This is a genomic window from Pseudomonas sp. F(2018) (assembly GCF_005508865.1).
Taxonomy (GTDB): domain Bacteria; phylum Pseudomonadota; class Gammaproteobacteria; order Pseudomonadales; family Pseudomonadaceae; genus Aquipseudomonas.
Window position 1 is genome coordinate 138,527 of sequence record NZ_SCOM01000006.1, and the last position, 20,163, is coordinate 158,689.

18 protein-coding genes and 2 pseudogenes are annotated in these 20,163 nt (G+C 64.1%); 10 read left to right on the plus strand and 10 right to left on the minus strand.

What is annotated here, in order from left to right; all coding sequences use genetic code 11:
• The first annotated feature begins 295 nt into the window (after positions 1 to 295).
• On the plus strand, positions 296 to 616 hold the full coding sequence (locus FFS62_RS21915; protein ID WP_137974983.1) for a hypothetical protein: 321 nt from the start codon (positions 296 to 298) through the stop codon (positions 614 to 616).
• Positions 617 to 1,167: 551 nt separating this feature from the next.
• The gene (locus FFS62_RS21920) at positions 1,168 to 1,560 is read left to right on the plus strand and encodes a heme utilization protein (protein ID WP_137974984.1); all 393 of its coding nucleotides are present in this window, start codon (positions 1,168 to 1,170) and stop codon (positions 1,558 to 1,560) included.
• A gap of 97 nt (positions 1,561 to 1,657) precedes the next feature.
• Here the strand turns inward: FFS62_RS21920 and FFS62_RS21925 are convergent, their stop codons facing one another.
• From FFS62_RS21925 to FFS62_RS21940, 4 genes are all read right to left on the minus strand, one after another.
• Positions 1,658 to 2,578 carry a biotin-dependent carboxyltransferase family protein gene (locus tag FFS62_RS21925; RefSeq protein ID WP_137974985.1) on the minus strand — a complete coding sequence of 307 codons (921 nt, stop codon included), beginning with the start codon at positions 2,576 to 2,578 and terminating at the stop codon, positions 1,658 to 1,660.
• The gene (gene pxpB, locus FFS62_RS21930; RefSeq protein ID WP_137974986.1) at positions 2,575 to 3,249 is read right to left on the minus strand and encodes a 5-oxoprolinase subunit PxpB; all 675 of its coding nucleotides are present in this window, start codon (positions 3,247 to 3,249) and stop codon (positions 2,575 to 2,577) included. The genes FFS62_RS21925 and pxpB overlap by 4 nt, the downstream gene beginning before the upstream one ends.
• A complete protein-coding gene (locus FFS62_RS21935; RefSeq protein WP_137974987.1) occupies positions 3,246 to 3,989 on the minus strand; it encodes a 5-oxoprolinase subunit PxpA in 744 nt (247 codons plus the stop codon). Before FFS62_RS21935 ends, pxpB begins: the two co-directional genes overlap by 4 nt.
• 115 nt (positions 3,990 to 4,104) lie before the next feature.
• The gene (locus tag FFS62_RS21940) at positions 4,105 to 5,268 is read right to left on the minus strand and encodes a type III PLP-dependent enzyme (protein WP_043309189.1); all 1,164 of its coding nucleotides are present in this window, start codon (positions 5,266 to 5,268) and stop codon (positions 4,105 to 4,107) included.
• A 659-nt stretch (positions 5,269 to 5,927) separates the two neighbouring features.
• On the opposite strand from FFS62_RS21940, the gene FFS62_RS21945 reads away from it, so the two are divergent.
• The 4 genes and pseudogenes from FFS62_RS21945 to FFS62_RS23745 all read left to right on the plus strand — a co-directional run.
• Positions 5,928 to 7,559: a long-chain-fatty-acid--CoA ligase gene (locus FFS62_RS21945; protein WP_256662347.1), complete on the plus strand. Its 1,632-nt coding sequence runs from the start codon at positions 5,928 to 5,930 to the stop codon at positions 7,557 to 7,559.
• Positions 7,556 to 8,365 (plus strand): SDR family oxidoreductase, encoded by an 810-nt coding sequence (locus tag FFS62_RS21950; protein ID WP_137974989.1) that lies wholly within the window; start codon positions 7,556 to 7,558, stop codon positions 8,363 to 8,365. The genes FFS62_RS21945 and FFS62_RS21950 overlap by 4 nt, the downstream gene beginning before the upstream one ends.
• A 270-nt stretch (positions 8,366 to 8,635) precedes the next feature.
• Positions 8,636 to 9,283 (plus strand): annotated as a pseudogene (locus tag FFS62_RS23740) (cache domain-containing protein); the annotation flags it as partial.
• A 264-nt stretch (positions 9,284 to 9,547) separates the two neighbouring features.
• Positions 9,548 to 10,141, plus strand: a pseudogene (locus FFS62_RS23745) (methyl-accepting chemotaxis protein); the annotation flags it as partial.
• Positions 10,142 to 10,203: 62 nt separating this feature from the next.
• On the opposite strand, the gene FFS62_RS21960 reads toward FFS62_RS23745, so the two are convergent.
• Positions 10,204 to 10,842, minus strand: a complete 639-nt coding sequence (locus FFS62_RS21960; RefSeq protein WP_137974991.1) for a TetR/AcrR family transcriptional regulator — start codon at positions 10,840 to 10,842, stop codon at positions 10,204 to 10,206.
• A gap of 254 nt (positions 10,843 to 11,096) precedes the next feature.
• Between FFS62_RS21960 and FFS62_RS21965 the strand changes: the two genes are divergently transcribed.
• Positions 11,097 to 11,906, plus strand: a complete 810-nt coding sequence (locus FFS62_RS21965; RefSeq protein WP_137974992.1) for an AraC family transcriptional regulator — start codon at positions 11,097 to 11,099, stop codon at positions 11,904 to 11,906.
• Positions 11,907 to 11,995: 89 nt separating this feature from the next.
• Here the strand turns inward: FFS62_RS21965 and FFS62_RS21970 are convergent, their stop codons facing one another.
• Positions 11,996 to 13,786, minus strand: coding sequence for an alpha/beta hydrolase (locus tag FFS62_RS21970; RefSeq protein WP_171016388.1), 1,791 nt, complete (start codon positions 13,784 to 13,786; stop codon positions 11,996 to 11,998).
• 62 nt (positions 13,787 to 13,848) lie between these two features.
• On the minus strand, positions 13,849 to 14,751 hold the full coding sequence (locus FFS62_RS21975) for a transporter (protein ID WP_137974994.1): 903 nt from the start codon (positions 14,749 to 14,751) through the stop codon (positions 13,849 to 13,851).
• Positions 14,752 to 15,172: 421 nt separating this feature from the next.
• Here FFS62_RS21975 and FFS62_RS21980 point away from each other — a divergent pair, with 421 nt between their 5' ends.
• Positions 15,173 to 16,756: a peptide chain release factor 3 gene (locus FFS62_RS21980; RefSeq protein ID WP_137974995.1), complete on the plus strand. Its 1,584-nt coding sequence runs from the start codon at positions 15,173 to 15,175 to the stop codon at positions 16,754 to 16,756.
• A gap of 196 nt (positions 16,757 to 16,952) precedes the next feature.
• Here the strand turns inward: FFS62_RS21980 and FFS62_RS21985 are convergent, their stop codons facing one another.
• Positions 16,953 to 17,558: a PolC-type DNA polymerase III gene (locus FFS62_RS21985; protein WP_137974996.1), complete on the minus strand. Its 606-nt coding sequence runs from the start codon at positions 17,556 to 17,558 to the stop codon at positions 16,953 to 16,955.
• 25 nt (positions 17,559 to 17,583) lie between these two features.
• On the minus strand, positions 17,584 to 18,063 hold the full coding sequence (locus FFS62_RS21990; RefSeq protein ID WP_137974997.1) for an NYN domain-containing protein: 480 nt from the start codon (positions 18,061 to 18,063) through the stop codon (positions 17,584 to 17,586).
• Positions 18,064 to 18,173: 110 nt separating this feature from the next.
• On the opposite strand from FFS62_RS21990, the gene FFS62_RS21995 reads away from it, so the two are divergent.
• Both FFS62_RS21995 and FFS62_RS22000 read left to right on the plus strand, forming a co-directional pair.
• Positions 18,174 to 18,848: a hypothetical protein gene (locus tag FFS62_RS21995; RefSeq protein WP_137974998.1), complete on the plus strand. Its 675-nt coding sequence runs from the start codon at positions 18,174 to 18,176 to the stop codon at positions 18,846 to 18,848.
• A gap of 70 nt (positions 18,849 to 18,918) precedes the next feature.
• The gene (locus tag FFS62_RS22000) at positions 18,919 to 19,353 is read left to right on the plus strand and encodes a VOC family protein (protein WP_137974999.1); all 435 of its coding nucleotides are present in this window, start codon (positions 18,919 to 18,921) and stop codon (positions 19,351 to 19,353) included.
• A gap of 7 nt (positions 19,354 to 19,360) precedes the next feature.
• Here FFS62_RS22000 and FFS62_RS22005 read toward each other — a convergent pair whose 3' ends face one another.
• The gene (locus FFS62_RS22005; RefSeq protein WP_256662349.1) at positions 19,361 to 20,092 is read right to left on the minus strand and encodes an ABC transporter substrate-binding protein; all 732 of its coding nucleotides are present in this window, start codon (positions 20,090 to 20,092) and stop codon (positions 19,361 to 19,363) included.
• Positions 20,093 to 20,163 lie beyond the last annotated feature (71 nt).

Below are 20,163 nucleotides of genomic sequence, written 5' to 3' on the forward strand. Positions count from 1 at the left end.
TATCGGCGATTCCAGCGCGCTCAGGCAGCAAGGTCGACGGGCATTTACAGGCGTCAGCTTAGCCTTATTGGCCCGACGGGGCACCCGCCGAAGGTGGGTGCAGCACCTGGAAATGGGCGGATGGCGACCCCTTGAGCGACCTGCACTATGCACGATAGCACCGAGCTAGAGCCGTCGCGCGAACAATCGATAAGGCTGATGCGCAGCATTAACCGCTTCAAGTTCTCTCGGCGAACACCTTCCCGGAACATAGGCTCCGTAGACAACTTCAACCCCTACACCGGAGCACCAAACAATGAAAAAGCAAATCCTCGCCGCCCTGTTCGTGTCCACCTTCGCCGCTAGCGGCATCACCTTCGCAGCCGACGGTTTCGACCGCACCGGCAGCTATATCGCCGAAGATGGCTTCGATCGCACCAGCAGCGCCGTGGCCGCCGATGGCTTCGATCGCACCGGCAGCAACGTCGCCGAAGACGGCTTCAACCGCACTGGCAGCGCCGTGGCCGAAGACGGTTCCGAGCGTGTAGGTGACAAGATCGCCGCCGATGGTTTCGACCGTACTGGCAGCAACGTCGCCGAAGACGGCTTCGACCGCACCGCTAGCAACATCGCCTGAGTAGTCTCTATGGAGTCAGGAGCCAGCAAGCAATGACGTGTGCACAGCTCGAAAGCCAGAAGGCGCCCACCGTGGCGCCTTCGCCTTTTCTACTGCAGGCATTCTGCCGGTGAGCCAGGCGTTTATCGCCAGGCGCAACCAAATCCGCTACGCCCTCTTCGCATCTCTTCGGTAATGCCTCACCGCGCGCAAACAACCTCCACGCAGCAGCCAACCCTCCTCGCTATAGCAGCCTTGTCCCTCTCGCCCAAGACCAATGATCCCGTGCTCACACGCACGAAGCTTCTGTGCGCAGGAACGACTTACGACTCCCAGGGTGATCAAGGGCCGGCAGAACCTGCCCATCAGAACATCGATACGGCTGATAGGACCCGCTGAAAAGCACCAGATCACGCAGCCATAATCAGCCGAAAGCACTGATTTAGAGAGGCTCCAGCAACCATCAACAGCGATGATTTTCAGCATCGACCGCTTCAAGTTCTCTCGATGAACACCTTCCCCGAACATAGGCTCCGTAGACAACTTCAACCCCTACCCCGGAGCACCAAACAATGAAAAAGCAAATCCTCGCCGCCCTGTTCGTGTCCACCTTCGCCGCCAGCGGCATCACCTTCGCGGCCGACGGTTTCGACCGTACCGGCAGCGCCGTAGCCGCCGATGGCTTCGATCGCACCGGCAGCAACGTCGCCGAAGACGGCTTCAACCGCACTGGCAGCGCCGTGGCCGAAGACGGTTCCGAGCGTGTAGGTGACAAGATTGCCGCCGATGGTTTCGATCGCACTGGCAGCAACATCGCCGAAGACGGCTTCGACCGCACCGGTAGCAACATCGCCGCTGATGGCGCCGAGCGTGTAGGTGACAAGATTGCCGCCGACGGTTTCGATCGCACTGGCAGCAACGTCGCCGAAGATGGCTTCGACCGCACCGCTAGCAACATCGCCTGAGTAATCCCCATGGAGTCAGGAGCCGGCAAGCGATGATGTGTGCACAGCTCGAAAGCCAGAAGGCGCCCACCGTGGCGCCTTCGCCTTTTCTGGGCGGTCAGTTGTTGAAGAAGCGATAGAACTCGCGCAATTCGGCCTGGGCGTCGCTGACGCTGACCTGGGTGAAACGCAGTTTCTGTTGCGCCGGGCATTGCGCCAGGCGCCATTGGTCCAGCGGGTGCAGCCAGCCGAGGATGGGATAGCCACCCATGGTCTGGCGATCGGCCTGCAGGATGATCGGCTGTCCATCCGGCGGCACCTGGATGGCGCCACGGGCCACGCCGAGCGACCACTGCCGTTGTGGCGCCGATACCGCCTCACCCTGCAGGCGCGCGCCCATGCGATCGGATTGCGGGCTGAGCTGCCAGCTCTGCTCGAAGAATGTGGCCAGCGCGGCCTCGCTGAACTCCACCGCGTCGCCACCGGTGATCACCCGCAGCAGGGGCGCGGCGCGATAGTCCGGCAGGTAGGGCCAGGGCACGCTGGCGGCGCAGGCGAAATGAGCCGAGCCACAGAGCAGTTCATCCTCGACAGCCAACTTGCCGCCGCGACCATCCAGGCCACCCAGGCCCTCGCGCAACTGGGTGCTGACACTGCCCAGCAGCGGCGCCGCACGAAAACCACCCGCTACCGCCAGATAGGCACGCTGGCCGTTGCGTGCATAACCCAGGCGAATCCGCTGGCCGGCACGCACGGCGAAGCGAGCCCAGCCGGGCAGTGGCTTACCATCGACGCTCAACGGCGTATCGGCGCCGGTCAGGGCCAGCCAGGTATCCACGCGGCTGTGCAGCTCCGCATCGCCCAAGGCGATCTCCAGCAACGGCGTGCCCGGTGGATTGCCCAGCAGTCGGTTGGCCCAGGCGGCCGCATGCAGGTCCTGTGGACCACTGGGCGACACCCCGAGGTGCTGCCAGCCAGCGCGCCCGCCATCCAGCAGCAGGCTCTGCGGCCCCGCACGCACGACGAGCAGGCCGCTCATTGGCGCAGCTCGGCGCGGTAGCGCGCCTGGTCGATGGGCGAGAAGCGCACCCGATCACCGAGCGCCAGCGGGCAAGGCGGCGTGCGGGCCGCGTCAAACAGGGGCGACGGGCTTAGTCCGAGCAAATGCCAGCCTCCGGGCGAGGCCTGCGGGTAGATGGCGGTCTGCCGCTCGGCAATGGCCAGGCTGCCGGCCGGCACCAGAGTGCGTGGCGTGGCCCGGCGCGGCAGAGCCAGGCGCTCGTGCAGCTCGCCCAGATAGGCGAAGCCGGGAGCGAAGCCGATGGCGCCGACCCGGTACTCGGTGGCGCTGTGCAGTTCAATCACCTGCTCCACCGACAGCCGGCAGCTGCGCGCCACGTCGGCCAGGTCCTCGCCGGCATACCACACGGGAATCTCATGCAGGCGCCCTGCATCGCTCACCACAGGCGCCGCCAGCCAGGCATCCAGCAGCGGCGTGAGCCGCTCGGCCAGTTGCAGATGATCGGTGCGCAGCAGGTCGTAGTGCAGCAGCAGGCTGGTCCAGCCGGGCACCAGATCGGTGAGCAGCGGCCCCAGCTCGCGACGAATGCGCTCGGCCAGCGCGGCGATGCGCAGCGGCAGGTCGGGCGTCGGCTGCTCGGCCAGCACCAGCAGCAGGGCTTCGGCGCCGGCCGGCTCGAGGCGGATCACAGGGCGTCCAGCAGGGCTCGCAGCCGACGCAGCACGGCCAGCGACTCGGCGTTGTCGCCGTGCACGCAGAGGCTATCGGCCTGCAGCTGCAAAGGTTTGCCATCGATATCGGTGAAGGCCTCGCCGGCGGCGATGGCCAGCGCCTGCTGGAGGATGCGTTCGGGCTGCTGGTGCACCGCACCGGCCAGGCGCCGCGGCGCCAGCTGGCCGTCGGCGAGATAGGCGCGGTCGGCGAAGGCCTCGAACAGCAGCGGCACGCCCGCCGCCTCGGCCAGGCGGCGCTCGCGCGTATTGTCGGCCAGGGCCAGGACCATCAGCGGCAGGCCTTGGCGGTACGAGGCGCAGGCCGCCAGTACCGCATCGAACAGCGCATCGTCGCGCACCAGGTCGTTGTACAGCGCGCCATGCGGCTTGACGTAGGCGACCTGGGCGCCGGCAGCGCGGCAGAAGGCGTCCAGCGCACCGAGCTGATACAGCACCAGGGCGGTGACCTCGTCCGGCGAGCAATTCAGGTGGCGACGGCCGAAGCCCTGCAGATCGGGATAGGAAGGATGGGCGCCGATGCTCACGCCATGCTGCACGGCCAGGGCCACGCTGCGGCGCATGATCAGCGGATCGCCGGCGTGGAAGCCGCAGGCCAGGTTGGCCTGGTCCACCAGAGGCATGGCGTGCTCGTCGTCGCCCATGCGCCAGGCGCCGTAGCTCTCGCCCATGTCGCAGTTCAGCAGTATTCGGGACATCTGCGCTCCTCCTGGAAGTCGCGCGTTATCGCGTAAATCGCCAGGCCGTGCAACTGAGCCTAGCCCAGCAACGAAAAGGCCCGCACGAGGCGGGCCTTGGCTTTACCACACAGGCTTACAGGTAGAAGGCCTTCAGCGGCGGGAAGCCGTTGAACTCCACGGCGCTGTAGCTGGTGGTGTAGGCGCCGGTGGACAGCCAGTACAGGCGGTCTTCGGCGGCCAGGTTCAGCGGCAGGCCGTACTTGTAGTTCTCGTACATGATGTCGGCGCTGTCGCAGGTTGGGCCGGCGATGATGACTTCTTCCATCTCGCCCTTGCGCTCGGTCCAGATCGGGAACTTGATGGACTCGTCCATGGTTTCGATCAGGCCGCTGAACTTGCCCACGTCGGTGTAGATCCAGCGCTCCACGGCGGTACGCGACTTGCGCGCGATCAGCACCACTTCGCTGACCAGGATACCGGCGTTGGCGATCAGCGAACGGCCCGGCTCGAGGATGATTTCCGGCAGCTCGTCACCGAAGTCTTCCTTGAGGAAGCGGGTGATTTCCTCGGCGTAGGTCTCCAGATCGTTGGTGCGCTGGATGTAGTTGGCCGGGAAGCCGCCACCCATGTTGATCATCTGCAGGGTGATGCCGTCTTCTTCTTTCAGACGCTCGAAGATCACCTTGACCTTGGCGATGGCGGCGTCCCACACGTCGATGTCGCGCTGCTGCGAGCCGACATGGAAGGAGATGCCGTACGGCACCAGGCCCAGCTGCTTGGCCAGGATCAGCAGATCCAGGGCCATGTCCGGGTTGCAGCCGAACTTGCGGGAGAGCGGCCAGTCGGCGCTGGTCGAACCCTCGGTGAGGATACGCACGTAGACCTTGGCGCCCGGCGCGGCCTTGGCGATATTGCGCAGGTCCGCCTCGGAATCCGTGGCGAACAGGCGCACACCCTTCTCGAAGAAGTAGCGAATGTCGCGGGCTTTCTTGATGGTGTTGCCGTAGCTGATGCGCTCCGGGCCGACGCCGGCACTCATGACCTTGTCCAGCTCGTAGATCGAGGCGATGTCGAAGTTGGAGCCCTTGTCACGCAGCAGCTCGGTGATCTCGATGGCCGGGTTGGCCTTCACCGCGTAGTAGATCTTGGCGAAGGGGAAGCAGTTGACCAGCTGATCGTAGGAATTGGAGATGGTCTGCTTGTCGATCACCACGAAGGGGGTTTCTTGCTGATCGGCAAACGCCTTCATGCGCTTGAAAGTTTCGGGTGCGAAATAGTCTTCGACCTTGATCGACATGCTCGGGACTCCAAATGGCAAAACACGTTATTGAAAGAGGGAGTGGCTCTGTATTACGAGCCGCGAACGCCTGATCAGTTTCCCCACTTTGGTTCGCCTACTTCCCAAGGCATGTCGCCGAGTACCCGGAAGGTCTCTCGTCGTCAGTACTTGAGCCGGATGGATCGTTTCCAGCATGAGCGTTCGGGCGCGAACTTTAGGACCATGAGCCCCACAGATCAACCGAAAATTGCCGCGCTTTTGCACCCGGTTGTCGCCTGCCTGATTGACTGTTTTCGATCCTTAACAAAACGTCCGAAATGCTGCACAAATCGCCCTGATCACAAGATGCGGCAGGCAAGACCCGGGACGCGACCCTTGCGGAACCGAATAGCAACCGCAGCCCCTCCGCCGAGATACTCCGCCATGAGCCAAAGCCAGCCCTCCCGACGACTCGGTATCAACCTGCTACCCGCCCGGCCAGTCAGGAGCCCCTCCGGAAATGCAGAACCTCTGCCCGCGCGAAACCTGAATGAGCGGGCATACACCCCCGCTAGAACCCCTGGCGGGACGGCCTCGCCGCCGCTGTCATGACCCGAATAGCGGGGCCCAGCAGCGCTTCTTAGAATTTCACTTCCCAATCAGCCCGCGGGTGAGAAAAGACGATGCTAGGCAGCATGATGGAAGTGCCTCTGAACGTGATCAGCATCATCAGGCACGCCGCATCCAATCACCCCCAGGCCGAGATCGTCAGCCGAGAGCCCAGCAACCAGCTGCACTGCTACACCTATGCCAGCGCTTACCGGCGCATATGCCAGCTGGGCAGGGCCCTGGCCCGTCTGAATCTGCAACAGGGCGATCGCATCGCGACCCTCGCCTGGAACAACTACCGGCACTTTGAGCTGTACTACGCCACCGCTGGCATGGGACTGGTCTGCCATACGATCAATCCACGTCTGCACGCAGCGGATGTCGCCTGGATCGCCAACCACGCCCAGGACCGGGTGCTGTGCTTCGACCGCGCCTTCCTGCCACTGGTCATAGAACTGCTGCCCGAACTGCAAAGCGTCGAGCACTTCATCGTGCTGGACGACTCGGCGACCGACTGGTCGTCCGCCCGGGTGGACCTGCAGGCTTACGAACGCCTGCTGGCCGCCGAATCCGACGGCACCCTCGACTGGCCGACGCTGGATGAAAACAGCCCGTGCGGCCTGTGCTACACCTCCGGCACCACCGGCAAACCCAAAGGGGTGACCTACTCCCACCGCTCGACGGTGCTGCACGCCTATGCCAGCGCCCTACCCGACTCTTTCAGGTTGTCCGCGCGCGAGACCGTCATGCCGATCGTGCCGATGTTCCATGTCAACGCCTGGGGCTTGCCCTACAGTCTGCCGCTGGTGGGCGCCCGCATCGTGTTTCCCGGCGAATACCTGGACGGCCAAAGCCTCTACACCCTCTGCGAACAGCAGCACGTCACCCTGGCGGCGGGCGTGCCAACAGTCTGGCTGGGCATACTCGAGCACGTGAAAAAGTCGGGGCACGGCTTTTCCTCTCTCGAGCGCGCGCTGATCGGCGGCTCAGCCGCCTCGGAAAGCATGCTGCACACCCTGGAGGAGCTTCACGGCGTGGAGGTACTGCACGCCTGGGGCATGACCGAGATCAGCCCGACCGGGGCCGTCAACCAGCCGACCCCAGCCTCTCGACAGCAACCCGTCGAAACCCTGGCCTTCAAGAAGAAACAGGGCCGAGCTATTCCCGGCATCCTGTTCCGGCTTGAGGACGAAGCCGGCGGAGAGCAGCCCTGGGATGACAAGAGCGCTGGCCATCTGCTGGTACGCGGCCCCTGGGTCGTCGACACCTATGCGGGCGGTATCGCCGGCGCACGCCCGGACGGATGGTTCGACACCGGTGATATTGCGACGATCGACCCCCACGGTTTCATGCAGATCGTCGACCGCAGCAAGGACCTCATAAAGTCCGGTGGGGAATGGATCAGCTCGGTGACACTCGAGGATGCCGCTACGGCGCACCCGGATGTTCTAGAGGCCGGCGTCATCGGCATCCCGCATCCGAAATGGGTCGAAAGGCCGCTGCTGGTCTGTGTCATCCGCGATGGCTCCAACCTCGACGCCCAGGCCCTCAGGGCGTTCCTCAGCGAGCGCCTGGCCAAGTGGTGGGTGCCCGATGCCATCGAACTGGTCGCGCAGCTGCCCCATGGCGCCACGGGCAAGTTGCTCAAGACCGAGCTACGCAAACAGTTCGCGCACTACACCCTGGCAACCGCAGCGGCAAATGAACTGGGACAGCCATGACACAGATATTCGGCAGCGAAGTGCTGCAAGGTCAGCACGCGTTTCTCACCGGCGCAGGCAGCGGGATAAACCTGAGCATCGCCAAGCTGTTCGCCAGCCAAGGGGCCAGTGTCTCGATCGTTGGCCGCAACCTGGACAAAGCCCAGGCTGCTGCAGCCGACATCAATGCGGCCGGTGGTAGGGCGGCGGGCTTCTCCGCGGATGTGCGCGACATACAAGCGCTCACCCAGGCCATGGTTGAAGCCTGCCAGCGCTTCGGGCCGATCAACATCTGTGTGGCGGGCGCCGCCGGCAACTTCGTCGCCAAGGCCAATAAACTGTCCGCCAACGGGTTCCGCACCGTGGTGGATATCGACCTGATGGGCACCTTCAACACCTTCCGCACGGCATACGATTTCCTTCGCCGCCCAGCCAGCCTCCTAGCCATTTCCGCCGTCCAGTCCAGCCTGCCCATGTTTGGCCAGGCGCATGTCTGCGCCGCCAAGGCCGGTGTCGAGATGCTGGTCAGGTCACTGAGCGTGGAATGGGCGGCAGAGGGCATACGCTGCAATGCCATTGCTCCCGGCCCGGTCGATCAGACCGAAGGCATGAGTCGGCTGGCACCGGAGGGCGAGCAAAGTTGGGCCCAGCTGCTGCAGGGCATACCGTCCGGGCGGGCCGGGCGGCGCGAGGAGATCGCCAATCTCGCGCTGTTCCTGGCCAGCGGGGCCGCCAGCTACATCAATGGAACGGTGGTCGTCATCGATGGCGGACAGAGCAATCTGGGGTCGTTCACCATGGGCTCGGTGCTGAAAAACACCCTGTAACCCACCCCCGACGCAGCTGGCGGCCGCCACCACCTCGCCATTCGAACAGCGCCCCGCGGCGGCGCTCGGCGAACGGCCGGCCCCCACCTCGCAGGACGCCGCCTCCAGCCCTGTCAAAAACTCAATAACCAGGGGCCTACCTTGCCAACCCTCAGAAGCTTTCGCATCAGTACCCGAGTGGTCATGCTGGTCAGCAGCATGGCCGTATTGATGGTGGTCTTGAGTCTCTGGTTCAGCCGCGTGCTGCACCAGAACCTGTTCGACGAGAAGATGGGCGGCGTGGGGGCGGCGCTTACCACCGCCGCCAATATTCTGGATCACTATGACCGGCAGGTTCAGGCCGGGCATATCGGCCTCGCCGAGGCAAAGCGGCAGGCCGCCGAGGTGATAGGCACCATACGCTACCTGGGCGACAACTATTTATGGATCACTGGCCTCGACTACATCATGGTGATGCACCCCACCGCCCCCGAGCTGAATGCCAAGAACATCTTCGACTTCAAGGACGCCCAGGGCCGACTGTTCGTCCGCGATATCGTCGACGGCGCCCAGAGCCACGGCAGCACCGTGATCGAATATGCGTTTCCGCGCCCGGGGTCCGATACGCCCGAAAGCAAGATCTCGGAAGCAAAACTGTTCGCCCCCTGGGGTTGGGTGCTGGTCAGCGGGATTCACCCTCAGGACGTCCGCGACGTCGTCAATCGGGCCCTCATCGGTCCGGCCATTGCCGCCGGCCTGGCCCTCGCAGCAATCGGTGTGCTTGCCTGGCTCTTCGCTGGCAGCATCATCCGGCCGTTGGCCGATACCGCCAGGGCATTGGCCGGCGCCACCCGAGGCACGACCGACCTCAGCCTGCGCCTGCCGGTCGAAGGCGATGACGAGCTGAGCGGGATGTCCAAAAACTTCAACCATCTGATGCAGGCTGCCCACCAGATAACCTGCAGCATGGCCGACGCCAGCAATCTTATATCGGCAACCAGCGGCACGCTGGAAACGATCACGCTTCACGCCCAGCAGGGAATGCACAGCCAGCACAGCGAGACGGACAGCCTGGCGACGGCCATGAGCGAAATGGTGGCCACGGTACAGGAAGTAGCCCACAACACCTCGACCGCCGCCACGGCCACCCAGCATGCCGAGCGGCAAGCCGCCGATGGACGCGAAGTGGTACAGGCGACGATCAGCTCGATTCAGACGCTTTCCCACGCGCTGGCCGACAGCGCCGTCGTCGTCGAGCAACTGGCGGGGGACTCCGCCAGGGTCGAGAGGGTACTGGACGTCATCACTTCGATCGCTGAGCAGACCAACCTGCTGGCCCTCAACGCAGCCATCGAAGCGGCCAGGGCAGGTGAGCATGGACGGGGCTTCGCCGTGGTGGCCGACGAGGTGCGCACCCTGGCCATGCGGACCCAGGCCTCGACCCTGGAGATCAAGGAAATCATCGAGCGGGTGCAGCAGGGCGCACGCCGTGCGACCGCGCAGATATCTGCCAACGTCGACGCCGCGAAGCGCCCGGTGGAGGACTCGACACGCGCCGGGCAGGCGCTGGAGCAGATCATTTACTCGGTGACAACCGTTAGCCAGATGGCCCTGCAGATCGCCAGCGCGACGGAAGAACAGGCGGCCACGGCGGAGGAGATAAATCGCAGCATCACTCGAATCCACGACACGACCAACCTCGGTGTCGATGCGGCCCAGCAAACCCGCCAGGCCTGCACCGAGCTGCTGGAGCTCGCCAACCGGTTACGCGGCCAGGTCGGCAGACTGAAGGTCTGAAACAAAGAGCCTGCAACGTTAGGCCCGGTCGCGACTGAGCGGCCCGACGCCTGCCGCCCCACTCAGTTGCGCGCAGTGGCGAGACCGAGACAGTTGGCGGACATCGTCAGCAGTTGCTCCTTGAGTTCGCAATGAAAGAAATGCGCGTCGAACAGGATGGAGCGGTGAATCAAGGACTCGACGATGCACTCGACAACATACAGCGCCCGACGAACATTGGCCCCGGACAGCTCCTCGGCGCACCCGTGCAGATGCTCTTCGAGCAAGCTGATCAGCGCGCCGGATACGCGTTCGAAGTGATGAGGCTTGCTGATCCTGCCCAGGTGTTCGATCAGCACCCGCTGCAGGGGAATATTGATCGCGTAACTCTCGTGGATCGAGTCGATGAACACCGCGAGCGCGGCCATCACCTGGCGCTCCTGCATCGCCCGCAGCCGCTGCGCGACATGCTCGAGCATCTGGTCGCAGTGACGCTTGATGAGGTAAGCCAGCAACGAGTCCTTGTTGGAGAAATACTCGTACAACGAGCCTACGCTGACTCCTGCCAGCTCGGCGATCCGGGTCGTGCTGGTCCGTTCGAATCCATCACGGGCAAACAGGGTGGCGGCTGCTTCCAGGATTGCATCGACCGTCATGACTGAACGATGCTGCCGGGGCGTCCGGCGCGACCGGATTTCAGGCTGGGGGCGGCTGAAGGACATGAGCGTATCCGATAGTTTTCTTTCTTATTGTTCGGCCCGGCGAGCGCTCTGCGGCGCGCGTTCCGGTGTTGCGCTGCCACCTTAGCGGGTGAAAAAAAGCAGGGATTGTAATTTTTGATGATGGCCGCCGGATCACCACGCAAGCCGGTGGCGGATGGCACGCTGGCCGTGCCCGCCAGCCGCCGCTATCGTGCGACTCGCATATCGCGAGCGGCCGATCGCTCTTCACCGCCCGCCTCGGGAGGCAACCTGTGATGGACGTTTATCACCAGCACGTCAGGGAAACGCTCATGTACCCCTGGAGCAAGCGCACCCTCTTTCTTGGGCTGTTGTCCGATCCCGTGCGCGTGGCCTATGGCGCCGCCACCCTGGTGGTCAGCCTGGGCAAACCGATTGTCTTCAGCGCCGGAAAACAGGCCACGCGCTGCCACAGCTTCGTGATCCCGGCGGGGCAATCGGTGACGATAGATTCGCGCGGCGAGGTAGTTGCGATCTGCCATCTCGATGTCTTCGGCGAGGATTACCTGCATATCGGCGGCTGCTTGCGCAGCGAGTCCGAGGGCATTGGGGTCGAGCTGCGCGCCGAGGCGGATTTCAAGGAGGAACTGGGCGCCTTGTACAGACAGCCGGCCAGTTCCGACGATGCCTACTATCGGCTGGACCGCCTGCTCGCCTATGGCTACGCGAACGGCGATGGCGTCTCGACCATCGATGGGCGCATCACCCAGGTGGTCGCTTCCATCAAGCAGTCCTTCCAGGAGAACCTGCCGGTGGCGGCGCTGGCGGAAATGGCAGAGCTGTCGGTGCCGCGACTGGTGCAATTGTTCAAGCTGCAGACGGGCGTGCCCATCCGCCGCTACCGTCTCTGGCACCGGCTCTACGAGTCCGTGCTGGCCATCGGACGGGGAGAAAACCTCACGGACGCGGCGCTGAACGCGGGGTTCTCCGACCAGCCCCATTACAGCAACTATTTCTGCTCCATGTGGGGCGTCCCACCCGGCCGCCTGTTCGGCAAGGGCCTCCAGACGCGGATCGTCTTGCCCTCCGCCGCCGCGCGTGCCTGAGCGCCATCTGCCCCGGAACGCTCCATCTGCCAGCCAAACAGAAAGGCCAGCCCTCTTAACAGGGCTGGCCTTGCTATACGCGCGCCGTGTCAGAACGGCTGATAGCAAACAACCATCCAGGTGGTCAGCAGCCCGCAGAGCAGTGCGCCGGTATAGATGTTGCCCGTACGTCGGTAGCAATAGGTCGAGAACACGCTGGTCACGGCGAACAGCGGGAGGAAGCCGTTACCCAGAATGACCATCAGGGTGTCATAGCCCACCTCGCCGATATAAGGCTGCCCCGTGGTGTACAGCGAGCCCATTTGCGCCGCGATGACCAGTGCCACACCCAGGGAGTTGACCACGAACAGCGCCAGCGTCCAGATCAGGTTGTTGCGCAGATCACTGCCGAAGTCCTTCAGGCGCAGCCAGCCAAAGGCCAGCAGGTTGTTGATGAAGAAGATCGCCACGAACGGAATGACATAGGCGAACGCCACGCTGAAACGATGGGCCTCCAGCGGCCGGATCAGCAGCATCCACCAGCGCACGTCGACATGCCAGAAGCCATATATCCAGGCCAGGAGCGTGTAACCGCCGGCGACCGTGATCAGCGCCACGCTCAGCGCCTTGGCCAGGTAGCGCCAGTCGAACTCCATCACTGCAGGGTTAGTGGAGAGCCCGTAGGTCAGCAGCGTCTCGCCACGCCTGCGGCCGATCAGCAGGTGCCAGATACAGAACAGGCAAAGGAAGCCCAACTGGATAGCACCGAAATAGACAATCGAGGTATTGGCGAACAGCAGCGGAAAGGTTTCGCTGACACCCAGCGTGTGCATCGCCCACATCTGCAAAGGCACCAGCAGAAGCGCCGCAGCTGCGACGATCAATACAGCGCAGGCGGCATACACCAGCGGTGACTGCGGCGCCCTGGGGATGGCCGCTTGCGCGACGGCGCTCAGCGGCGCCATTGCCAGCAACTTGATAAATAGGCCCAGCATGAACAGGATCAACCCGACATAGGCAACCAGACTGGCGGCCTCCTTGAACTGCCAGACCTGATCCAAGAGGTCCTTTTGCAGCGGTGCAGGCGACGACCGCTGGAACATGCCCAGAACATTGGCAATGGCGCTGCTGGATTGGTGCACGCCGGCATGCGTCTCGGCCGATTGCGTGGCGATGCGCCCCGTGCCTCTGGCGAAATCACCATATGCCTTGCCCAGCACGACCCTCTCTTCGGTGTTGAACGGATTTTTCAGCCATTTACTGTCAACGAAGTCGACTGCTTTCTTCTGGTCGAAGTAGTTGATCGCCACGAACTCGTCGTACTTGCCGAACTCGACACCGAAGTTGAAACCGGCATCCTCCGATACGCTCGGCGCACCGAGCATGAAGCCGGCCTCGTGCCCTCCCTGCGACGACCCTACCACCACAACGGTTCTCACCAGCTCGCGGTTTTCCAGCGCCGCGGTGACGACAGACCAGCCGCCCATGGAATGCCCAACCAGACCGACATGATCGGGATGGACGAAGGGCAAGGCGTGCACGTAGCGCAGCATGTCGCCCACGCCCCGGCTGCCATCATCGGGAATGACCTGCGACCCGCCATGCCCGGACAGGTCCGGTGCCAGCACCACGTAACCGCGCCGCGCGAACTCGAGACTGAAATTGCTCATGACCTCCTTCTGGTTCACATAACCATGGGCAATGACCACCGCCGGGGCCGGCGTGCTGGCACTAACGCCTTCGGGGACAAACATGAGCGCACTCAGGCGCGCGCCGTTCTTGCCGGCAATCACCACATCGACAACATCGATCGCCCCACTGCCCGACTGGATGCGCGAAGCAGTGAAGCTGCCCAACAGCGCCAGCAACAAGCCGACTATGAGAAGCCTGGAATTTTTCATATGCGATTCACCCAATAACGTCATCGTTGAGCTGCCACCACCCGCCACGGCCTGCCGCCGGGTTAGAAGGCATGGGTGAACTGGACACTGAAGCGGTTGTCGACCTTCGGGCCTTCCTTGACGCGAACGTCCTGCAGGTATTGCACATGCAGGAACTGATTGGGGGCCAGGGCAAAGCGTGTCGTCAGCTGCAAGGCGGTGGAGCTGACGTCTCGATCCAGGGTCACCCCGGAAACCTCGGTCGCTCCACCACGTGAATGGAAGGCATCCAGGGACACCAGCAACGAGGGATTCACGTCATAGCTGAAGTGGGTTTCCACGGCGTAAAGAGGATCGCGCTTCAGGTTCTGGCTACCCACATGATCGTCGTTGTGCGAATAGAACTCGACCGAGGGGATCAGCTCTGCGCGGAAATCGCCGAAGCCCTTGACCAGCCCCACCTGTGCCTTGAACGCCCACTGATTACGGCCCAGGTTGATGATGTTGTCCGCATCGTACTCACCCAGCGGAGCGGTCACCCAGCCGCTGACGCCCAGCCAGGTTTTCGAGGCCTCGTCATGGATCGGCCAGAACCCCACCAGAAAGGAGGGGTCCGCCAGCCCTGAGCTGCGCTTGTACTTCGCGTCGACGGTGGCGACGGCATCGCCGGTGACACTGGCGCGGCCAAACGGAATGATGGCCTCATAAATGGCCGGCATGCCAAACAGGGTCGAGTAGTAGACCGGCATCAGCACGTTGATATCCGAGCTCAGGTCGAAGTCATCCGACACCTTGTGACCACGCGAATAAAGCTCATCGCCGGTACCGTGCAAATGCAGGAACTGGACGACCGATGTGCCATCCGGCAGCGGGATGTAATCCCTGGCCTGCACAGCCTGCGCACTGCCGGAATACGCCATGGAGAACGCAAGTGCCGCCAGGCAAATGCCCTTGAACGCGAATCTGGAAACTGCCGCCATTGTCATGCCCGCCTTTCTTATTATTTCGGTGGAATAGGCCGTGCCGGGTGCCGCGCGCCTGAGCTCGCTGGATCGCCGGGAAGCCCTGTATCCATGCTACGAACACGAAAAATCAGCCGCTATTCGGGTCCGAGTAACGCCCGGCAAGGGCCATGAGAGGTGCATCTACAGGCAGGCAGGTGGCGCCCTTTCAGTTTTGGATCGGTCGGGCGCTGGATGTCGGGCGACGAGCAGGCGCAAGGGCCATGGCGGCCACCGCCGGACGGTCGGCTGGTGTGCAGCCCTCTCCTGGAGCGGCACGAGGACTGAACGGGCTCTATCGGGAATGGGATGACGCCCGGCCTGCCTCGAGGGGCCGGTTGCCGTTATAATCGCGCGCTTTCCTGGCGCCCGGCGCCTTATCACCGCTTTCCCGCAGGCATAGACCATGACCATCCAGGCCGCCGAAGTCGCCAAACGCCGCACGTTCGCGATCATTTCCCACCCCGACGCCGGTAAGACCACCATCACCGAGAAACTGCTGCTGATGGGCAAGGCGATCGAGGTCGCAGGGACCGTGAAGTCGCGTAAGTCCGACCGCCACGCCACCTCCGACTGGATGGAGATGGAGAAGCAGCGCGGTATCTCCATCACCACCTCGGTGATGCAGTTCCCCTACCGGGCGCACATGGTCAACCTGCTCGACACCCCCGGCCACGAAGACTTCTCGGAAGACACCTACCGCACCCTGACCGCGGTGGACAGCGCCCTGATGGTGCTCGACGGCGGTAAGGGCGTAGAGCCGCGCACCATCGCCCTGATGGAAGTCTGCCGCCTGCGCGATACGCCGATCGTCAGCTTCATCAACAAGCTGGACCGCGATATCCGCGACCCCATCGAGCTGCTCGACGAGATCGAGGCGGTACTGAAGATCAAGGCCGCGCCCATCACCTGGCCGATCGGCTGCTACCGCGACTTCAAGGGCGTCTACCACCTGGCCCAGGACAAGATCATCGTCTACACGCCGGGCCACGGCCACGAGCGCACCGAACAGAAGATCATCGACAAGCTGGACTCGGACGAGGCCCGCGCCCACCTGGGTGACCTCTACGAGCGCTTCCTCGACGAGCTGGAGCTGGTCCAGGGCGCCTGCCACGAGTTCGACCAGGCCGCCTTCCTCAAGGGCGAGATGACCCCGGTGTTCTTCGGCACCGCGCTGGGCAACTTCGGCGTCGACCAGGTGCTCGACTGCATCGTCGACTGGGCGCCCAAGCCGCTGTCGCGTGCCGCCCACGAGCGCGTGGTGGAGCCGGTGGAAGAGAAGTTCAGCGGCTTCGTGTTCAAGATCCAGGCGAACATGGACCCGAAACACCGCGACCGCATCGCCTTCATGCGCATCTGCTCCGGCAAGTACGAGAAGGGCATGAAGATGCGCCATGTGCGGATCAAGAAGGACCTGAAGATCGCCGACGCCCTGACCTTCTTCTCCAGTGAGCGCGAGCAGCTGGAAGAGGCCTACGCTGGCGACATCATCGGCCTGCACAACCACGGCACCATCCAGATCGGCGACACCTTCACCGAAGGGGAGGTGCTGGGCTTCACCGGTATCCCGCACTTCGCTCCGGAGCTGTTCCGCCGTGTACGCCTGAAGGACCCACTGAAATCCAAGCAGCTGCGCCAGGGCCTGCAGGAGCTGGCCGAGGAAGGCGCCACCCAGGTGTTCTTCCCCGAGCGCAACAACGACATCATCCTCGGCGCCGTCGGTGTGCTGCAGTTCGATGTGGTCGCCAGCCGCCTGAAGGAGGAATACAAGGTCGAGTGCGCCTACGAGGCGATCACCGTCTGGTCGGCCCGCTGGATCGAGTGCAGCGACGAGAAGAAGCTCAAGGAGTTCAAGGACAAGGCCTTCGAGAACCTGGCCGTGGACGGCGGCGGGCACCTCACCTACCTGGCGCCGACCCGGGTCAACCTCAGCCTGATGGAAGAGCGCTGGCCGGACATCCAGTTCCGCGCCACCCGCGAGCACCACTGACAGACAAAACGCCCCGGCCAAGACCGGGGCGTTTTGTTTACAAGCCGCGATACTTCGATCCGCAATATGCATCTCACTATGCACGAAGCTCCCTCTCCCTTTGGGAGAGGGCAGGGGTGAGGGTGTCATAGGCAACTCCGAGCGGCCTGATAGCCCCTCTCCCCCGGCCCCTCTCCCAGGGGGAGAGGGGAGCTGCTTATGCACTCGCCTTTAGCAGCGTGCGCACCTTGGCCGCCGAAAGCTTCTGCAGGCCGCACAGGTAGCCGTGGTCGGCGCGGATATCGTGGCGCTCCCACAGCAACTCTTGCAGGTGCAGCGTCAGATTGGCCGCCATCTCCGCATCGGCTAGCGCGCGGTGGGCCTGGCCGGTGCTGGGCAGACCGACCCAGCGGTTGAGATTGCCCAGGCTGTGGCTCGGCGCCTCCGGCAGCAGGCGGCGCGACAGCAGCAGCGAACAGGCGAAGTCGCGGCCACGGCGGCGGCCCACCAGGCCCAGCTCGGCCTCCCAGAACTTCGAGTCGAACGCGGCGTTGTGCGCCAGCATAGGGGCATCGCCGACGAACTCGGCGACTTCCGCCATCACCTCGGCTACCGGCGGCGCGCTGCGCACCATGGCGTTGCTGATGCCGGTCAGCTGTTCGATGAAGGGCGGCACCCAGGCGCCGGCATTCATCAGGCTCTGGTAGCGGGCGACGATGCGCCCGTCCTCGATGATGGCCACACCGATCTCGGTCGGTCGCGCGCCCTGGGCCGGCGACATGCCGGTGGTCTCGAAGTCGATCACGGCGATGCGTTCTGGCATCGGTCTTCCTCAGTTCTTCAACAGTTCAGTTTTTCAACAGCAGTGCGCCCTCGACCGGCACGAAGCGGTCGGCGGCGCGAATCAGCGAATGGGCGGTGAGCCCGGCCACGCCATATACAGTACTGGCAACGCCCCGGCGCTCGCGCACCCGCTGCAGCAGCAGGTCGAAGTCGCCATCGCCGGAGGCCAGCACCACCTCGTCCACCCGCTCGGCGGCCTCCATCAGGTCCAGGGTGATGCCGACGTCCCAGTCGCCCTTGGCCGAGCCATCGCTGCGCTGGATATAGGGCTTGAGCAGCACCTCGAAACCGAGGTTGCGCAGGATCTGCTGGAACTGGCGCTGCTTGGCGTCGCCACGGTCGATGGCATAGGCGCGCGCCTCGACTATCTCACCGCCGGCCGCCACCTGGCGCCACAGCTCGGCGTAGTGGAAGTGGCAACCATGGGCCTGGCGCACGGTGTAATAGAGGTTCTGCACATCGGCGAACAGGGCGATTCTTTTCACGAGACTGGGCCGGACGAAAGGAGCGGCATTATGCGCTATTGGCCAGCATGTTCGTCGCCCCCGGCCATCGGCTAAAGTGACTTCATGAAGTACTGCCGTGATGCCTGCCGATGAACCCGCTTACCGTTCTGCGTGACTCCTTCCAGTTCTTCAGCCGCCACCTGGCCAGCATCGCGCCGCTGTGCCTGCCGCTGATCGCCGCCGAATGCCTGGTGCGCGCGCTGGTTTCCGGGCTTACCGACCCCGGCCATGCGCCAGCTTACGAGCTGCTGGTCGGGCTGTTCTTCTACCCGCTGTACAGCGCCGCGCTGATCCTGTTCCTCGACGCCCGCAGCCAGGGCCAGCGCCCGGCGGTGCGCAACCTGCTGGCTGCCGCCCTGCCGCTGTGGCCGGCGTTCGCCGTGCTGGCCGGGCTGAGCACCCTGCTGATCATGCTCAGCGGCGCGCTGTTGCTGCCGCTGGCGCTGTGGGTGATGGTCAAGCTGGCGTTCGCCGAGTACCTGCTGGTGCTGCGCGGGCTGTCGCCGCTGCAGGCGATGCGCGAGAGCTTCCTGCTCAGCATCGGCCACTTCTGGTCACTGCTGGCCTGCGTACTGCTGGTGATAGTGCCGCTGTGGCTGCTGGACGACTGGACCCTGCAGCTGCTCGGCGAGCAGCCCGACGCGGTCGGCAGCCTGCTGCTGGATGTGGTCAACGGCTTCCTCCAGCTGTTCTCCAGCGTGGTGCTGTTCCGCTGCTACATGTTGTGCAGCCAGCGACCGACCGAAGACAGCCACAGTAGCTGACTCGTCCGACAGAAAACCGAGAGATCAGCTGCTAGGCTTGGGGCGTCCGACTTACCAGGGAAGAATCCTCATGTCCGAACAGAACCCCAGCATCCTCTCCCACGTGTCCATCGGCACCAACCAGTTCGACCAGGCCGTGGCCTTCTACGACAAGGTGATGCCCACTCTCGGCTGCAAGCGCGTCCTCGAACACCCCGGCGCCGTCGCCTGGGGCCGCGAGTACCCGGAGTTCTGGGTGCAGACGCCGATAGATGGCCAGCCGGCGAATGTCGGCAACGGCACCCACTTCGGCTTCGTCGCCCCGGACAAGCAGGCGGTGCACGCCTTCTACGAGGCGGCACTGGAAGCCGGCGCCAGCCCGGACGGCCCGCCCGGCCCGCGTCCGCACTATGGCGAGCCCTATTACGGCTGCTTCGTTCGCGATCTGGACGGGCACAAGATCGAGGCGGCCTACTGGGACACGGAGCTGGTCTACGAGCTGTACGTCGAGCCGCACAGCCACTAGAGCCAGTTCAGCGGTACCGCTGAGCGGCACGCTCCATCCAGCCGTCCTGCAGCAGCTGCTGCAGCGTGCGGGACAGCAGCTCGCGCTCCGCCGCGCCACGACCGCCGCGCGCCAGGCCGACGTACAGGCGGGTCTGGGCCGGCGGCAGATAGGCGAGCTTGACCAGCTGGCGGGACAGCATCGGGTCGCGCAGCTGGAAGTCCACCTGGCAGTCGGTGCCGATCATCAGCTCGACTCGCCCGCGCAGCTGCATCTGCAGCAGCTGCTCCTCGTTCTTCACGCCGATCTTGTGCAGCGCCGCATCCGAGTCGAACGGCTCGAAGTAGGCCGACTGCAGCACGTAGCCGATGCGCATGCCGCCCAACTGGGCATAGTCGCCGATGGCCGCCCGCTCCGGGGCGCCATACAGGCGCGGCGCGCAGGCGTGGTAGGTGGGTTCCAGATAGTCGATGTACTGCTCGCGCTCGGGCGTGCGCGCCAGGCCGGTCATCAGGTCGGCCTGGCCACGGCGCATGTCTTCCAGCGCCCGCGCCCAGGGCTGCAGGCGCACCTCGAAACGCAGGCCGGTGCGCCGCTGCAGCTCGTCCAGCAGGTCGATATCCAGCCCTTCCAACCGGCCGCCGGCACCCTGCATGCGGAACGGCGGCCAGTAGTCGGTGACCACGCGCAATGGCTCGCCCGCCTGCTGCGCCGAGACGCAGCCGCTGAACAGCAACAGGACGAGCGCGCGCCGCATCATCTAGCGCACCGACTGGAGCGAGATAGCGCACTCGAACTGCAAGGCGAATGGCTGGTACATATGTTCTCCCA

Bases quoted from the DNA above. Each gene is read 5' to 3' on its own strand.
- FFS62_RS21960 (WP_137974991.1), bottom strand. From the start codon at position 10,842: ATGTCCTTCAGCCGCCCCCAGCCTGAAATCCGGTCGCGCCGGACGCCC.
- FFS62_RS21935 (WP_137974987.1), bottom strand. From the start codon at position 3,989: ATGTCCCGAATACTGCTGAACTGCGACATGGGCGAGAGCTACGGCGCC.
- FFS62_RS21920 (WP_137974984.1), top strand. From the start codon at position 1,168: ATGAAAAAGCAAATCCTCGCCGCCCTGTTCGTGTCCACCTTCGCCGCC.
- FFS62_RS21980 (WP_137974995.1), top strand. From the start codon at position 15,173: ATGACCATCCAGGCCGCCGAAGTCGCCAAACGCCGCACGTTCGCGATC.
- FFS62_RS21995 (WP_137974998.1), top strand. From the start codon at position 18,174: ATGAACCCGCTTACCGTTCTGCGTGACTCCTTCCAGTTCTTCAGCCGC.
- FFS62_RS21965 (WP_137974992.1), top strand. From the start codon at position 11,097: ATGGACGTTTATCACCAGCACGTCAGGGAAACGCTCATGTACCCCTGG.
- FFS62_RS21945 (WP_256662347.1), top strand. From the start codon at position 5,928: ATGGAAGTGCCTCTGAACGTGATCAGCATCATCAGGCACGCCGCATCC.
- FFS62_RS21940 (WP_043309189.1), bottom strand. From the start codon at position 5,268: ATGTCGATCAAGGTCGAAGACTATTTCGCACCCGAAACTTTCAAGCGC.
- FFS62_RS21915 (WP_137974983.1), top strand. From the start codon at position 296: ATGAAAAAGCAAATCCTCGCCGCCCTGTTCGTGTCCACCTTCGCCGCT.
- FFS62_RS21975 (WP_137974994.1), bottom strand. From the start codon at position 14,751: ATGACAATGGCGGCAGTTTCCAGATTCGCGTTCAAGGGCATTTGCCTG.
- FFS62_RS21985 (WP_137974996.1), bottom strand. From the start codon at position 17,558: ATGCCAGAACGCATCGCCGTGATCGACTTCGAGACCACCGGCATGTCG.
- FFS62_RS22005 (WP_256662349.1), bottom strand. From the start codon at position 20,092: ATGATGCGGCGCGCGCTCGTCCTGTTGCTGTTCAGCGGCTGCGTCTCG.
- FFS62_RS22000 (WP_137974999.1), top strand. From the start codon at position 18,919: ATGTCCGAACAGAACCCCAGCATCCTCTCCCACGTGTCCATCGGCACC.
- FFS62_RS21925 (WP_137974985.1), bottom strand. From the start codon at position 2,578: ATGAGCGGCCTGCTCGTCGTGCGTGCGGGGCCGCAGAGCCTGCTGCTG.
- FFS62_RS21950 (WP_137974989.1), top strand. From the start codon at position 7,556: ATGACACAGATATTCGGCAGCGAAGTGCTGCAAGGTCAGCACGCGTTT.
- FFS62_RS21970 (WP_171016388.1), bottom strand. From the start codon at position 13,786: ATGAAAAATTCCAGGCTTCTCATAGTCGGCTTGTTGCTGGCGCTGTTG.